The sequence below is a fragment of the Marinobacterium mangrovicola genome (assembly GCF_004339595.1).
In the GTDB taxonomy this organism is placed as follows: domain Bacteria; phylum Pseudomonadota; class Gammaproteobacteria; order Pseudomonadales; family Balneatricaceae; genus Marinobacterium_D; species Marinobacterium_D mangrovicola.
The window spans coordinates 224,231-239,152 of sequence record NZ_SMFU01000010.1 but is presented as its reverse complement, the minus strand read 5'-3'; the positions used below and the strand labels follow the sequence as shown (position 1 = coordinate 239,152).

Below are 14,922 nucleotides of genomic sequence, written 5' to 3'. Positions count from 1 at the left end.
TGCATGAAGACCGCGATTAACGCCATAGAGTGGTTGGTCGAAGCAATGGGCGGGCTGGCACGATTAGTCGTGCTGGCCCTGGTCCTGCTCGTCGCCACCGATGTCATTCTGCGCTACCTGTTCTCTATCGGCCCGGTGGCCATGCAGGAGCTGGAGTGGCACCTGATCTCGCCGATCGCCCTGATCGGTCTCTCCTACACCATGAAACACCGCGCCGATGTGCGCGTGGATTTTCTTTACGAGCGCTTTAACTGGCGTCTGAAAGCCTTCGTTGACCTGGTTGCTGCTCTGTTGACGCTGTCGGTGGCGGTGATTATCACCTACCTGTCGCTGGCTTATGTGCAGCAGTCGTTCCGGATGGGCGAAGGCTCCCCAGATCCCGGTGGTCTGCCTATGCGCTACCTGCTCAAAGCATTTATCCCGCTGGGCTTCGGCCTGCTATCCCTGCAGGGGCTGGCGGAAAGCCTGCGCTCACTGCTGGTACTGTGCGGCAAACTGCCGCCTGATACATCGAACGAAACGACTGATCAAACAAGTACTGCCGAGGAGGTTGCATGAGCGGTAACGAGTGGCTGATCATCGGCATGATCGGCGGTTTCCTCGGCATGATGATGATCGGTATTCCGGTAGCGATCTCCCTGGCCGTGTCCGGCTTTGTCGCCGGCTACCTCGGCTTCGGGCCGATGCTGTTCAACCTGATGCCTGCACGCCTTTACGGCGTTGTGACCAACTACACTCTGATGGCGGTGCCGCTGTTCGTATTTATGGGCGTGATGCTGGAGAAATCCAGGGTGGCCGAAAACATGCTGGAAACCATCGGCAAGGCGATGGGCGGCGTGAACGGCGGCATGGGCCTGGCGATCATCCTGGTTGGCGTACTGATGGGCGCCTCCACCGGTATCGTCGGCGCCACGGTGGTTACCGTGGGCCTGCTGACCCTGCCGTCGCTCCTGCGTCGCGGCTACGCACCCAGCGTTGCCTGTGGCACCATCTGCGCCTCGGGTACGCTCGGACAGATCATTCCACCGAGCCTGGTGCTTATCCTGCTTTCCGATATCGTCGGTGAGTCGGTGGGTACCCTGTTCGCGGCAGCTTTTATCCCGGGCCTGGTGCTGGCGGTGATCTACGTGGCTTATCTGCTGATTCTCGGCAAGATCAAGCCGGAATGGATGCCTGCGATCCCGGCGGAAGAGCGCGCCGAAGTCACCGGCAAGCAGCTCGCCAAGGATCTGTTGCGCGATGTCTGCCCGCCGCTGTTCCTGGTAGTTGCCGTACTCGGCTCCATTGTCGGCGGCGTTGCTGCACCGACGGAAGCCGCTTCCATGGGCGCACTGGGTGCGCTGGCAATCGCTCTCGCGTTCAAGCGCCTGAACTGGAAGCTGGTCAAGGAAGCGCTGCATGGCACCCTGACCATCTCTGCCATGGTGTTCTTTATCCTGCTCTGCGCTCAGCCTTTCTCGCTGGCGTTCCGCGGGCTGGGTGGCGACCAGATGGTGCACCACATGTTCGAGATGCTTCCGGGCGGCGAACTGGGTGCTCTACTGTTCCTGATGGCGCTGCTGTTTGTTCTCGGTTTCTTCCTGGAATGGATCGAGATCTCCTATATCGCACTGCCCATGTTCCTGCCGGTGTTTATGAACTACGGCACCGACATGGTGTGGCTGTCGATTCTGGTAGCGATGAACCTGCAGATGTCCTTCCTGACACCGCCCTTTGGCTGGGCGCTTTTCTTCCTGAAAGGCGTGGCGCCACCGGGGGTGACAACGCGGGATATCTACGTAGGCGCGTTACCGTTTGTATTGCTTCAATTCGCTGCCGTGGTGGTGCTGTTCCAGTTCCCCTCTCTGGTCACCTGGCTGCCTGAAGCGATCGGTTGGTAAAAACCTTATAACAAGCTAAGGACACGTTTATGGATATACTCTCGGATTATTCGACAACCTGGCTGATCGGCCTGGCTGTCGCTCTGGTCGTAACCGGTGTGATCGCAGGCCTGATGGCGGGGCTGCTCGGTGTGGGCGGCGGCATCGTGATCGTGCCGGTGCTCTACCACCTGTTTACCCTGCTCGGCATCGATGAAGCGGTGCGTATGCATGTGGCGGTGGGTACCTCGCTGGCGACCATCATCCCTACCTCGATCATGTCGTCGCGGGCGCACTTCAAGAAGGGCAGTCTTAATCCGGATCTGCTCAAGCAGCTGGTACCGGGCGTCATCATCGGTGTCATCATCGGCGCCGTGGCCAGCGGCTACTTCAGCGGCAAGGTACTGACCGCCATCTTTGCCACCATCGCCCTGCTGGTCGCGCTGAACATGGCGTTCAAGAAAGATGGCTTCAACATCGCTGACAAACTGCCCGGCGCCCTCGGCACCGGCGTGATCGGCAGCTTCATTGGCGGCATCTCCACCCTGATGGGTATTGGCGGCGGCACCCTCAGCGTGCCGATCCTGAGCGCGTTCAAAACCCCGATGCATACTGCTGTGGGCACGGGTGCGGCCCTGGGCCTGGTGATCAGCCTGCCCGGCGCCATCGGCTTTTTGATCAACGGTATCGGTGTCGAAGCGCGCCCGCCGCTGTCGATCGGCTACGTTAACCTGATCGGCCTGTTCCTGATCATCCCGGCTACCATGAAGATGGCTCCTGTCGGTGCGAAGATCGCCCATGCGATCAACGCCAAACTGCTGCGCCAGCTGTTCGCCCTGTTCCTGGGGATCACCTCGCTACGCATGTTTTACGGTCTCTTCAGCTAAAACAGCTTAAAAAGAGTTCAGCTAAGAAAGCGCTATGCACAGCCCCCGGTTCTGAAACGGAGCTGTGCATAACTTTCCAATAACGGAGAACAACAATGCTGAAAACGGTTTATTCCACCCGCGGAATGATGGTTGCCCCCCATCACCTGGCCGCTCAGGCGGGTCGCGACGTGCTGGCCGAAGGCGGTAACGCCGTCGAAGCGATGGTCGCTGCGGCATCCACCATCGCCGTGGTTTACCCGCACATGAACTCCATCGGCGGCGACGGCTTCTGGCTGATCCATGAGCCCGGCAAGGCCCCGGTGGCGATCGATGCCTGCGGCCGCGCGGCGAAAAAAGCGGACCGCAGCTTCTACGCCGGCCTGGATGCAATCCCCAGCCGCGGCGCCACCGCAGCCCTCACCAGCGCCGGCACCATCGGCGGCTGGGCCGAAGCACTCAAGGTCGCTGACGGCTGGGGCAAATCGCTGCCGCTGAGCCGCCTACTGGAAAGCGCGATCAATCACGCCCGCAACGGCATCGTCGTTACCGAAAGCCAGTCAGCGCTGACCGCTTCCAAGCTGGATCAGCTGCACGATGTGCCCGGTTTCACCGATACCTTTATGCTGAATGGCCAGGTGCCCGATGTGGGCGCCCTGATGACTCAGAGCAAGCTGGCCAATACGCTGGAGCAGCTGGCCCGTGCCGGTCTCGATGATTTCTATCGCGGCGAGCTGGGCCGTGCCATGGGTGAAGAGCTGGAACGCCTGGGCAGCCCGCTGACCGCGGACGATCTGGCGGGCTACAATGCCAGCCAGGTAAAACCGCTGGAGGTCGCCGTCAACGGCGCCAAGATCTATAACCTCCCCCCGCCTACCCAGGGCCTGGCATCACTGATGATCCTGGGGATTTTCGACAAGCTCGGTATCACCGAAGCGGAAGGCTTTGCCCATCTGCACGGCCTGATCGAATCCACCAAACGCGCCTTCCGCGTGCGTGACACCCACGTCACCGACCCGGACCGTCTGCCGGCGGATCCCCAGTCGTTCCTCGATCCTGCGGTTCTGCAGAAACTGGCCGACGAGATCGACCCGGAGAAAGCCCTGCCCTGGCCCGATCCTGCCAGCCCTGGCGATACCATCTGGATGGGCTGCATCGACGGCGAAGGTCGTGCGGTGAGCTTTATCCAGAGCATCTACTGGGAGTTCGGCTCCGGCGTCGTGCTCGACAGCACCGGCGTCAACTGGCAGAACCGCGGTATCAGCTTCTCGCTCGACCCCAAGGCGCTGCAGGCGCTGGAACCTGGCCGCAAGCCGTTCCACACCCTGAACCCGGCCCTGGCCCGTTTCGACGATGGCCGTGTGATGAGCTACGGCACCATGGGTGGCGAAGGTCAGCCACAAACCCAAGCTGCGGTATTCAGCCGCTACGCCATGCTCGGTCTGCCGCTGCAGCAAGCGGTGACCGCGCCGCGCTGGCTGCTGGGACGCACCTGGGGTGATACCAGCACCACGCTGAAGCTGGAGAGCCGTTTCGATCCGGCACTGATCAATCAGCTGCGTGATGCGGGCCATGAGGTAGAGATGCTGGACGAAGCGTTCAGCGACACCATGGGCCATGCCGGGGCACTGGTGAAACGCCCGGATGGCGTGCTGGAAGGCGCTGCCGATCCGCGCAGTGACGGCTGCGTCGCCGCTCTGTAAGCACTGAGATCCAGCCCCCTGGCCGATAAACGGGGGCTGGATTCTCTTTAACGTTTTCCACAATCCGCGCCCGCCGCCCGCCCTCTCAACACTCCCATCGACAGAACCAACACCACAACGAGCCTGCGCTGCTCATACCGGGCCTTAACGCCGGCTCTGAACTATGCTTGAAAGAATAATAAAACCGGGAGAACGGCCATGGGCACTCGGTATAACAACATTCTCGAAACGGTGGGCCATACGCCCGTTGTGCGCATCAATCACCTGGCTCCACCCGGAGTTAACCTCTACGCCAAACTCGAAGCCTTCAACCCCATGGGGTCGATCAAGGACCGACTCGCTCTGGGCGTTATCGAAGATGCCGAGCGCAGCGGCGCACTGAAACCAGGCCAAACGGTGATTGAAGCCACCAGCGGTAACACCGGCATAGGCCTGGCGATGGTCTGCGCCCAGAAGGGTTATCCACTGGTGGTCACCATGGCGGAGAATTTCAGCGTCGAGCGCCGTCGGATGATGCGTTTTCTCGGCGCCAAAGTGATTCTGACACCGGCCTCCGACAAGGGCAGCGGCATGCTGGCCAAGGCAGTGGAACTGGCTGAAAGCCACGGCTGGTTTCTCTGCCGTCAGTTCGAGAATGAGGCCAATGCGGATTTCCACTCCCGCACCACCGCCGTCGAGATTCTCGATGACTTCAGCGACACCCGGCTAGATTACTGGGTCACCGGTTTCGGCACCGGCGGGACGCTAAAAGGGGTCGCCCGGGTATTAAAAGAGAAGAGCCCCGAGACTCACATTATCGTCTGCGAACCGGACAACTCGCCGCTGCTCGGCAGCCACCAACCGCAACCCAGAAGCGCCAACGGCATGCCCAGCGCCAGCCATCCGAGTTTCCGCCCCCACCTGATGCAGGGCTGGACGCCGGACTTTATCTCCAAGCTGACGGAAGACGCCGCCAACGCCGAACTGATCGATGAGCTGCGCCCCATCGCCGGCAGCGACGCCCTGCAAACCTCACTGGACCTGGCACGCAGGGAGGGAATCTTCTGCGGCATCACCGCCGGAGCCACTATGGCCGGTGGCCTTCAGATCGCCCGCTCAGCGCCACCCGGAACCACGATTCTCTGCATGCTGCCCGATACCGGCGAGCGCTACCTGAGCACACCTCTGTTTGCCGAGATAGAGACGGAGATGACCACCGAGGAGATCGAGATCTCCCGCTCAACCCCCGGCTATCGCTTCGATAAACCCACGGCACCCGCGCCTGCACCGGCGGCCGCACCGACTCCTGCAACGATCAAGGCCACACCTCAAGCCGAACAGTTCCTGGCCGATGCCCTGCAGGACAAGAACAACCCGGTGGTGATGTTCGCGTTGGAGTGGTGTGAGTTCTGCTGGTCCCTGCGCAAGCTGTTCAAACAGTGCAACATCCCCTACCGCTCGGTGGATCTGGATAGCGCCCAGTATCAACAGGACAATCTGGGCGGCAGCATCCGCGCTGCGCTTAACGCACATACCGGCTGCGTCACCATCCCACAGATTTTTGTCGGCGGCGAGTTTGTCGGCGGCTGCACCGAGGTGTTCGACGAGTTCAAGAGCGGTCGTTTCCAGCAGCGGCTGGAAGACTCAAGCGTCAGTTTCGATCACGACGTTTCGGTAGATCCCTACAGCCTGCTGCCTACCTGGCTGCATCCACGCAAATAGCCGCCCTTCGCTAACTCCTTGCTGCTTTCGCTGTTTTAAAACGCTTTTTGATAGACTGAATCGCCCGGCTCAGGAAGGCCGGGCGTTACTCACAATATTAAGAAGACACAGGAGATCAGCATGAGCAGCACCCGAATCGGTTTTATCGGCATGGGCCTGATGGGCGTACCGATGAGCACGAGACTGCTGGAAGCAGGATTCGCCGTCACCGTCTGGAACCGCAACGCCGACAAGTGCCAACCGCTGGCCGAACGTGGCGCCCGGGTTGCCGGCAGCATCGCCGAGCTCTGCGCCAACGTGGATGTGATCATGACCTGCGTCTCCAACACCGAAGCTGTCAGCGAGATCCTGTTCGGCGAACAGGGTATCGCCGATTCAGCGCGGGAAGGACAGGTCTTGATCGATTTTTCCAGTATTGCCCCGGACGCCACCCGCGAGATGGCAAGCCGCTGCGATGAGGAGCTCGGCCTGAAATGGATCGACGCCCCGGTTTCCGGCGGTGTCGCCGGCGCTGAGCAGGGCACCCTGGCGATCATGGCCGGTGGCGATACTGAACTGGTTGAGCGGGTACGGCCATTACTGGAGCCGTTATCCCAGCGAGTCACTCATATGGGCCCTGTCGGTTCCGGCCAGGCCACCAAGATCTGCAACCAGATGCTGGTCTCCTGCAATGTGCTGGTGATGGCCGAGGTGATGGCTCTCGCCGAGCAGTCTGGCGTCGATGCCAGCCGCATTCCCGAGGCACTCAAAGGCGGCTTTGCTGATTCGATCCCGCTGCAACTGACCGGCCCGAAAATGGCCGCGCGCGATTTCGACGAGATCAAATGGCATGTCAAAACCCTGCTCAAGGACCTGGATATGGCCAACGCCCTGGCCAAGGCAAATGGCAGCGCAATTCCGATGGCCGGTCTCGGCGCGGAGCTGATGCGACTGCATGGCAGCAAAGGCTATCTGGAGCAGGATCCGGCAACGCTGGTGGAAGCCTATAGCCGCGCTACTCGTGATGTTTGAACCTGGCTCAACGGTGATTTTAAGCCACTGCGGGTGATCGCGACGGGGGCGTCGCTCCTACTCGAAACCTGCCCGGTGGGCAGAAAGCACGCAAGAAAAAGCCCGCAAACGCGGGCTCAAAAAGGGAACAACATACAACGGTGTAAGCCGCGCAATCAGCGCAGGCCAAGCACATCCTGCATGTCGTAAAGACCTTCAGGACGCGAATCGAGCCAACGGGCCGCACGTACTGCGCCCTTGGCAAAGGTCATCCGGCTGGATGCCTTGTGAGTAATCTCAATGCGCTCGCCTTCGGTGGCGAACAGCACGGTGTGATCGCCCACCACGTCACCGGCACGAATAGTCTCGAAACCGATTTCACGGGCGCTGCGCGGACCAACCTGACCTTCGCGGCCGTAAACGGCACACTCTTTCAGATCGCGGCCCAGTGCATCGGCAACCACTTCACCCATGCGCAGCGCGGTGCCGGACGGGGAATCGATCTTGTTGCGGTGGTGCGCTTCGATCACTTCGATATCGTAACCACTGTCTTCACCCAGCGCCTTGGCGGCCACTTCCAGCAGCTTGAAGCAGAGGTTCACGCCGACGCTCATGTTCGGTGCGAACACGATGGGGATCTCTTTCGCCGCTTCCTGAAGCTGAGCTTTCTGCTCATCGTCCAGACCGGTGGTACCGATCACCATCTTCTTGCCGTTGGCGCGGCAAAAAGCCAGGTTTTCCATGGTTACGCTGGGCATGGTGAAATCGATCAGCAGATCGAAGTCCTGTTTCACCACATCCAGGTCGGCGGCGATCTGTACGTTCAGGCTGCCGACACCGGCCAGTTCACCCGCATCAGCGCCGTTCAGGCTGCTGCCCGGCTCGACGATGGCGGCGGTCAGTTCAGCACCCTCGGTCAGGGTGATCGCCTCGATCAGGGTTTTACCCATACGACCGGCGGCGCCGATCACTGCAATTCTTGTCATGCCTGTTTCCTGTTACAGGGGGCTTTATCGGAGCTGGTATCGCCATCGCAATCCGGCTCCGAATTTTTAATCGTCTGATCCATGGAGAGTGACGGCGTATCGCAGCCGGCGCAACCCACCACAGTAGCCGGTACACCGACCACGGTGGTGTGGGCAGGCACTGCATTGAGCACCACACTGCCGGCACCGACACGGGCACACTCGCCCACTTCGATATTGCCGAGGATCTTGGATCCGGCACCGATCATCACACCCTTGCGGATCTTCGGATGACGATCGCCGCTTTCCTTGCCGGTACCACCAAGGGTGACCGACTGCAGGATAGAGACGTCGTTCTCGATCACGCAGGTCTCACCCACCACGATACCGGTGGCGTGATCGAACATCACACCGTAGCCGATGGTGGCGGCCGGGTGGATATCCACCTGGAAGATGGTGCTGACGCGGCTCTGGATGTAGAGCGCCAGCGAACGCCGGTCCTGCTGCCACATCCAGTGCGCCACACGATGGGCCTGAATCGCCTGAAACCCTTTGAGGTAAAGCAGTACGGTGGAGTATGCCTCCACCGCCGGGTCGCGGGTACACACCGCCTGGATGTCGGCACAGGCCGCTTCGATCAGACCCTCGTCGGCCTCGTAGGCCTGTTCGATGATCTCCCGCAGCGCCATGGCCGACACCACTTCATCCGCCAGTTTGCTGGACAGCAGGAAGGACATCGCCCCCCGCAGGTCCGAATGGCCGATGATGGTGGCATGGTAAAAGCTCGCCAGCAGCGGTTCGTATTCCACGAGCCCACGCGCTTCATCACGGATGCGGGCCCATAACTCATCAACGGAGAGCGGCATTTCGTACATGCTTACCCCCTCACGACGTAAACTGGCCATCGTGTCAGGTCATATCCTCAAAGAACTTCTTCACTGAATCGAAGAAACCGTGTTTTTTCGGGCTGTGCTTGCTCTTACCTTCGTCCATCTCGTCCTGGAACTCCTTGAGAAGCTCCTTCTGACGGCTGCTCAGGCTCACCGGTGTTTCGACCGTGACCTTGACCATCAGGTCGCCGGTGCTGCCGCCACGTACCGGGGCGATCCCCTTGCCACGCAGACGGAACAGTTTACCGGTCTGGGTTTCGGCCGGAATCTTCAGTTTAACGCGGCCATCCAGTGTCGGCACATCAAGTTCGCCCCCGAGTGCCGCATCAACAAAACTGATCGGCACTTCGCAGTATAGATGTTTGCCATCACGCTCAAAGATCGGATGCTGCAACACATTGACCTGAACATACAGGTCACCCGCAGGACCACCATGGGTACCCGCTTCGCCCTCGCCGGTCAGACGGATGCGGTCGCCGGTATCGACGCCGGCCGGAATCTTGACCTGCAGGGTTTTGGTTTCTTCGACACGGCCCTGGCCATGGCAGCTGTTACAGGGATCGGAGATCACCTTGCCTTCACCACGACAGGTCGGACAGGTCTGCTGTACAGAGAAGAAGCCCTGCTGCATGCGCACCTGACCGATACCACCACAGGTGCCGCAGGTCTTGGCGCTGGTGCCCGGCTTGGCGCCGGTACCGTCGCAGACTTCACAACCCACCAGGGTCGGTACTTTCAGGGTTTTCTCACAACCACGAACCGCCTCTTCCAGGTTCAGGTCCAGGTTGTAGCGAAGGTCGGCACCGCGTTGAACGCTGGAACGACGACGGCCACCGCCGCCTCCGCCACCGAAGATGTCACCGAAGACATCGCCGAAGATGTCGGAGAAATCACCGCCACCACCGAAACCACCGCCGCCGAAACCGCCGCCCTGGCCATCGACACCGGCGTGTCCGAACTGGTCATAAGCTGCACGTTTCTGAGCATCGGCGAGCACTTCGTAGGCTTCGCTGATCTCTTTGAATTTGTCCTCGGCCTCTTTGTTATCCGGGTTACGGTCCGGATGGTACTTCATCGCCAAACGGCGGTAGGCCTTTTTGATATCCCGGTCGGACGCATCGCGTGGCACGTCCAGTATTTCGTAATAGTCCTGTTTCGACATGATCCGAATCTGGTCTGGTCAGATGACTCCGCGGGAGCCGGACACGACAGCGCGGGTCACCAGGACCCGCGCTGCCACTCTTTGCTGTTCTCGGACCTGATCGCGCCCCATCAACCCCATAGGGTGTCGAAGCGCGAACCGGTCATAAGAGGTAGCGAACGCTTACTTCTTGTCGTCCTTAACCTCTTCGAACTCAGCGTCGACCACGTCGTCGGCAGAGTCCTTCGCAGTCTGCTCGCCCGCTTCAGCACCAGCACCCTGCTGCTCAGCTTCGGCGTACATCTTCTGCGCCAGGGAGGACAGCGCTTCGGTCAGCGCTTCAGTCTTGCTTTCGATCGCTTCTTTGTCAGAGCCTTTCAGCGCTTCTTCCAGTGCGGAAACCGCACCTTCGATCGCTTCTTTCTCTTCAGCGGTCGCTTTGTCGCCAGCGTCCTTCAGAGTCTTGTTAGCAGTGTGAACCATGGCATCGCCCTGGTTACGTGCTGCGGTCAGCTCTTCGAACTTTTTGTCTTCTTCGGCGTGCGCTTCGGCATCGTTAACCATCTGATCGATTTCGTCATCGGACAGACCGGAAGAGGCCTTGATCACGATGGACTGATGCTTACCGGTCGCCTTGTCTTTGGCAGACACGTTCAGGATACCGTTGGCATCGATGTCGAAGGTCACTTCGATCTGCGGAATACCGCGCTGTGCCGGCGGGATGTCGGCCAGGTCGAAACGACCCAGGGACTTGTTCTGTGCCGCCTGCTTACGCTCACCCTGAACCACGTGAATGGTTACAGCGGTCTGGTTGTCTTCAGCAGTAGAGAACACCTGCGACTTCTTGGTCGGGATGGTGGTGTTCTTCTCGATCAGCGGAGTCGCCACGCCACCCATGGTTTCGATACCCAGGGTCAGCGGGGTTACGTCCAGCAGCAGAACGTCTTTTACATCACCAGACAGTACCGCACCCTGGATGGAAGCACCAATCGCAACGGCTTCATCCGGGTTCACGTCTTTACGCGGCTCTTTGCCGAAGAACTCGGAAACCGCCTTCTGAACCATCGGCATACGGGTCTGACCACCGACCAGGATCACTTCGTCGATCTCAGAACCGGACAGGCCCGCGTCTTTCAGTGCAGTGCGGCAAGGCTCCAGGGAGCGCTGAACCAGCTCTTCAACCAGGGATTCCAGCTTGGCACGGCTAACCTTGACGTTCAGGTGCTTAGGACCGGTAGCGTCAGCGGTGATGTACGGCAGGTTAACGTCGGTAGACTGTGCAGAAGACAGTTCAACCTTGGCTTTCTCAGCCGCTTCTTTCAGACGCTGCAGCGCCAGCGGATCGTTGTGCAGGTCGATGCCGCTCTCTTTCTTGAACTCATCAGCCAGGTAATTGATCAGCTTAAGGTCGAAGTCTTCACCACCGAGGAAGGTATCACCGTTGGTAGCCAGTACTTCGAACTGGTGCTCACCGTCCACATCAGCGATTTCGATGATGGAGATATCGAAAGTACCACCACCCAGGTCGTATACGGCGATGGTCTTGTCACCCTTGGACTTGTCCATGCCGTAAGCCAGCGCAGCTGCGGTCGGCTCGTTGATGATACGTTTTACTTCAAGACCTGCGATCTTACCGGCATCTTTGGTGGCCTGACGCTGAGAGTCGTTGAAGTAAGCCGGAACGGTGATAACCGCTTCGGTAACCGCTTCACCGAGGTAATCCTCAGCGGTTTTCTTCATCTTCTTCAGCACTTCGGCAGAGATCTGCGGCGGAGCCATCTTCTGGTCTTTAACCTGGACCCAGGCATCGCCGTTGTCTGCTTCGATGATCTTGTAAGGCACCATCTTGATATCTTTCTGGACCACGTCGTCCTTGAAACGACGACCGATCAGACGCTTGATGGCGAACAGGGTGTTATCCGGGTTGGTAACCGCCTGACGCTTGGCCGGCTGACCGACCAGAGTTTCGCCATCACCGGTGTAAGCGATGATGGACGGGGTGGTGCGATCGCCTTCAGCGTTTTCGATTACTTTGGTCTTTTCACCTTCAAGGATAGCCACACAGGAGTTGGTGGTTCCGAGGTCGATACCGATGATCTTGCCCATGTTTGACTCCACTATATTCTTTGCTTCACCCGCCGCGGCGGGGATAACTGTCGTGATTCGATGAAACTCTATATGGGTCTGGCATTTTCTATTTCAAGCCAGACTGTATGGCTTTTTCGCCAGTTTCAGCCTTTGGCTACCATAACCATCGCCGGACGGATCAAACGACCGTTCAGCAGGTAACCTTTCTGCATCACCGCAACAACGGTATTCGGCTCAGCGCTCGGGTCTTCCACCATGGACATCGCCTGGTGGTGCTCCGGATTAAACGCTTCACCTTTCGGATCTACCGTTTCAACGTTGAACTTGCCCATGCCGTCCAGGAACAGCTTGTGGGTCATCTCAACGCCTTCTTTCAGGCCCTTGGTCGCCTCATCATCGGCCTGACAGGCTTCGATGGCGCGTTCCAGAGAATCCACTACTGGCAGCAGTTCACCGGCGAATTTTTCCAGCGCGAACTTGCGCGCTTTTTCCACGTCCTGCTCGGCGCGACGGCGCACGTTCGCCATTTCGGCCTGGGCCCGCGGCTGAAGCTCAGCGAGCTGCTTTTGCAGGTCAGCGATTTCCGCTTCGGCCTGGGCCAGCTGCTCTTTCAGCGTCTCAGCGTCTACAGCCTCTTCGCCCTGGATTTCGACGTCGTCTGCCGCCGGCTCCAGAATCTGCTCCGGCTGCGCCTCTTCGGGGGTTTCAGTCTGCTTCTGCTGTTCGTCTGACATCGCGTTGTCTCTCCACAGATGTGTTGTAACGGGTACTGGCCTCCTATATGGGGCTATCCGAAAATGATTCAAGGGTATTTTTTGAGGGAATTTTGTACAGCAGGATTGCAGGGCGAGAACAAATGGCTTATACATAAAACACTGTATAAATAACCATGACTTTTTAATCATGAGCAGGCCGTTATGCTTACCCTTCTGAGCATTCGCAACTACGCCATCGTTGACCAACTGGACCTGGAACTGAAGCACGGCATGACCGTGGTCAGCGGTGAAACCGGGGCCGGTAAATCCATCATGCTGGACGCCCTGGGCCTGGCCCTGGGAGATCGCGCACAAAGCGATTGCGTCCGCGAAGGCGGCGAACGCGCCGAGATCAGTGCCTGCTTCGATGTCAGCGCTCTGGCCGAAGCGCGCGCCTGGCTGAGCGAGCATGATCTCGAAGCAGACGGTGAATGCCAGCTACGCCGGGTAGTGACTACTGAAGGCCGCTCCCGCAGCTTTATCAACGGTCGGCCAACGCCGCTGACACAGGTGCGCGAACTGGGTGAACTGCTGGTAGATATTCACGGCCAGCACGAACATCAGCGCCTGCTTAAGAAAGAACATCACCGCACCCTGCTGGATGAGTTCGCCGCCCAAACCGACCTCGCCGAGCAGGTGCGCCGCACCTTCCACCGCTGGCGTCGCCTCGATACCGAGCTGACCCAGCTGACCGAACAGAGCGAAGAGCAGACCGCACGCGTGCAGCTGCTTTCCTACCAGGTCGAGGAACTCGATCAGTTGGGCCTTGAGATCGGCGAGTTGAGCGAGCTTGAAGAGGAGCAGCGCGTTCTCGCCAACGCCGGCGAGATCCTCACCACCGGCCAGCAGCTGATTAACCTGACCTCCGACAGCGATGGCGACAGCGAAAACTGCCTCAGCCTGCTCAACCACTGTCAGCATCTGCTGGATAGCCTCGGTTCTCAGGCGCCGGCGCTGCAGCAGGCCGCAGAGATGATCGCCAGCGCCCAAATTCAGGTAGACGAAGCCAGCCGTGAAATCCGCGGCTATATGGACTCTGTAGAGATCAACCCTGAGCGTCAGCAGGAGGTCGAGGACCGCCTCAGCAGCATCTATGACATCGCCCGTAAACACCGTATCAACCCGGAAGATATTCCCGAATTCCACGAGAAACAGCGTGAAGAGTTGGGTAGCCTGCACCGCAGCGACGACGAGCTGGAAGCACTTGAGCAAGCAGTAAAAGAGGCACAGCAGGAATACCTTTCAGCCGCGGGACAACTCAGCCTGGCACGTCAGCAGGCGGCAGAACAGCTCAGCAAATCAGTAGACGAACAACTTCATGGGCTGGGCATGGCGATGGCCAGCTTTGTCGCCTGCCTGACACCCCTGGACCCGAGCCGCTATAACGCCAGCGGCCTGGAAGAGGTGGAGTTCCTGATCAGCGCCAACAAGGGGCAGCCTGCCCGTTCACTGGCCAAAGTTGCCTCCGGTGGTGAGCTTTCCCGTATCAGCCTGGCGATCCAGGTAGTGACCGCCCAGACCTCGAGTACGCCGACGTTGATCTTCGATGAGGTGGACGTGGGTATCGGCGGCGCCATCGCAGAAGTAGTCGGCCGTATGCTGCGGGAGCTGGGCGAGCGGGCGCAGATCCTCTGTGTTACTCACCAGCCACAGGTGGCATCTCAGGGCCATCAGCACTTGTTTGTCAGCAAGGATTCGCAAGGCGAGCTGACCCGCACCCGCATCGATATGCTGTCGCGGGATCGCCGGGTGGAAGAGGTCGCGCGCATGCTTGGCGGTATCGATATCACCAACACCTCACGCAAACACGCCAAAGAGATGCTGAAGTCAGCCTAACCCAGATCTCGCTCCCCTTTGTAGGAGATGCGCATCCAAAGGGCATAAAACCCTCGTACCGATTGAACCCGCCACGGCGGTGATTCAAAGCCGCAGCAGCAAACGACAGGCAATAAAAAACCGATCGC

General features: G+C 59.4%; 12 protein-coding genes. 7 read left to right on the top strand and 5 right to left on the bottom strand.

The genetic code is table 11. The features are described 5' to 3' along the window. Window positions 1-3 precede the first annotated feature (3 nt). From CLV83_RS16620 to CLV83_RS16595, 6 genes are all read left to right on the top strand, one after another. Entirely contained in the window at window positions 4-558 is a 555-nt protein-coding gene (locus tag CLV83_RS16620) for a TRAP transporter small permease subunit (protein WP_132294988.1), read from the top strand. After that, window positions 555-1,880, top strand: coding sequence for a TRAP transporter large permease (locus CLV83_RS16615; protein WP_132294985.1), 1,326 nt, complete (start codon window positions 555-557; stop codon window positions 1,878-1,880). Before CLV83_RS16620 ends, CLV83_RS16615 begins: the two co-directional genes overlap by 4 nt. A 29-nt stretch (window positions 1,881-1,909) precedes the next feature. After that, entirely contained in the window at window positions 1,910-2,746 is an 837-nt protein-coding gene (locus tag CLV83_RS16610) for a sulfite exporter TauE/SafE family protein (protein WP_132294982.1), read from the top strand. A gap of 95 nt (window positions 2,747-2,841) precedes the next feature. Next, a complete protein-coding gene (locus tag CLV83_RS16605; RefSeq protein ID WP_132294979.1) occupies window positions 2,842-4,428 on the top strand; it encodes a gamma-glutamyltransferase family protein in 1,587 nt (528 codons plus the stop codon). 198 nt (window positions 4,429-4,626) lie between these two features. Further along, window positions 4,627-6,129, top strand: coding sequence for a pyridoxal-phosphate dependent enzyme (locus tag CLV83_RS16600; RefSeq protein ID WP_132294976.1), 1,503 nt, complete (start codon window positions 4,627-4,629; stop codon window positions 6,127-6,129). Window positions 6,130-6,249: 120 nt separating this feature from the next. Beyond that, window positions 6,250-7,140 carry an NAD(P)-dependent oxidoreductase gene (locus tag CLV83_RS16595; RefSeq protein ID WP_132294973.1) on the top strand — a complete coding sequence of 297 codons (891 nt, stop codon included), beginning with the start codon at window positions 6,250-6,252 and terminating at the stop codon, window positions 7,138-7,140. A 155-nt stretch (window positions 7,141-7,295) separates the two neighbouring features. Here the strand turns inward: CLV83_RS16595 and dapB are convergent, their stop codons facing one another. From dapB to grpE, 5 genes are all read right to left on the bottom strand, one after another. Continuing rightward, a complete protein-coding gene (gene dapB / locus CLV83_RS16590; RefSeq protein WP_132294970.1) occupies window positions 7,296-8,105 on the bottom strand; it encodes a 4-hydroxy-tetrahydrodipicolinate reductase in 810 nt (269 codons plus the stop codon). Further along, window positions 8,102-8,989, bottom strand: a complete 888-nt coding sequence (gene cysE / locus CLV83_RS16585) for a serine O-acetyltransferase (protein ID WP_481318841.1) — start codon at window positions 8,987-8,989, stop codon at window positions 8,102-8,104. The genes dapB and cysE overlap by 4 nt, the downstream gene beginning before the upstream one ends. A gap of 4 nt (window positions 8,990-8,993) precedes the next feature. Beyond that, on the bottom strand, window positions 8,994-10,136 hold the full coding sequence (dnaJ, locus tag CLV83_RS16580) for a molecular chaperone DnaJ (RefSeq protein WP_132294967.1): 1,143 nt from the start codon (window positions 10,134-10,136) through the stop codon (window positions 8,994-8,996). Window positions 10,137-10,298: 162 nt separating this feature from the next. Next, the gene (gene dnaK, locus CLV83_RS16575; RefSeq protein ID WP_132294964.1) at window positions 10,299-12,221 is read right to left on the bottom strand and encodes a molecular chaperone DnaK; all 1,923 of its coding nucleotides are present in this window, start codon (window positions 12,219-12,221) and stop codon (window positions 10,299-10,301) included. A 125-nt stretch (window positions 12,222-12,346) separates the two neighbouring features. Then, the gene (gene grpE, locus CLV83_RS16570) at window positions 12,347-12,937 is read right to left on the bottom strand and encodes a nucleotide exchange factor GrpE (RefSeq protein WP_132294961.1); all 591 of its coding nucleotides are present in this window, start codon (window positions 12,935-12,937) and stop codon (window positions 12,347-12,349) included. A 183-nt stretch (window positions 12,938-13,120) separates the two neighbouring features. Between grpE and recN the strand changes: the two genes are divergently transcribed. After that, window positions 13,121-14,794 (top strand): DNA repair protein RecN, encoded by a 1,674-nt coding sequence (gene recN, locus CLV83_RS16565; RefSeq protein WP_132294958.1) that lies wholly within the window; start codon window positions 13,121-13,123, stop codon window positions 14,792-14,794. The last annotated feature ends 128 nt before the right edge of the window (window positions 14,795-14,922 follow it).

Excerpts from the sequence above, each read along its gene's own strand:
- dnaK (WP_132294964.1), bottom strand. The coding sequence starts at position 12,221 with ATGGGCAAGATCATCGGTATCGACCTCGGAACCACCAACTCCTGTGTG.
- CLV83_RS16620 (WP_132294988.1), top strand. The coding sequence starts at position 4 with ATGAAGACCGCGATTAACGCCATAGAGTGGTTGGTCGAAGCAATGGGC.
- CLV83_RS16600 (WP_132294976.1), top strand. The coding sequence starts at position 4,627 with ATGGGCACTCGGTATAACAACATTCTCGAAACGGTGGGCCATACGCCC.
- dnaJ (WP_132294967.1), bottom strand. The coding sequence starts at position 10,136 with ATGTCGAAACAGGACTATTACGAAATACTGGACGTGCCACGCGATGCG.
- recN (WP_132294958.1), top strand. The coding sequence starts at position 13,121 with ATGCTTACCCTTCTGAGCATTCGCAACTACGCCATCGTTGACCAACTG.
- dapB (WP_132294970.1), bottom strand. The coding sequence starts at position 8,105 with ATGACAAGAATTGCAGTGATCGGCGCCGCCGGTCGTATGGGTAAAACC.
- CLV83_RS16595 (WP_132294973.1), top strand. The coding sequence starts at position 6,250 with ATGAGCAGCACCCGAATCGGTTTTATCGGCATGGGCCTGATGGGCGTA.
- CLV83_RS16615 (WP_132294985.1), top strand. The coding sequence starts at position 555 with ATGAGCGGTAACGAGTGGCTGATCATCGGCATGATCGGCGGTTTCCTC.
- cysE (WP_481318841.1), bottom strand. The coding sequence starts at position 8,989 with ATGGCCAGTTTACGTCGTGAGGGGGTAAGCATGTACGAAATGCCGCTC.
- grpE (WP_132294961.1), bottom strand. The coding sequence starts at position 12,937 with ATGTCAGACGAACAGCAGAAGCAGACTGAAACCCCCGAAGAGGCGCAG.
- CLV83_RS16610 (WP_132294982.1), top strand. The coding sequence starts at position 1,910 with ATGGATATACTCTCGGATTATTCGACAACCTGGCTGATCGGCCTGGCT.
- CLV83_RS16605 (WP_132294979.1), top strand. The coding sequence starts at position 2,842 with ATGCTGAAAACGGTTTATTCCACCCGCGGAATGATGGTTGCCCCCCAT.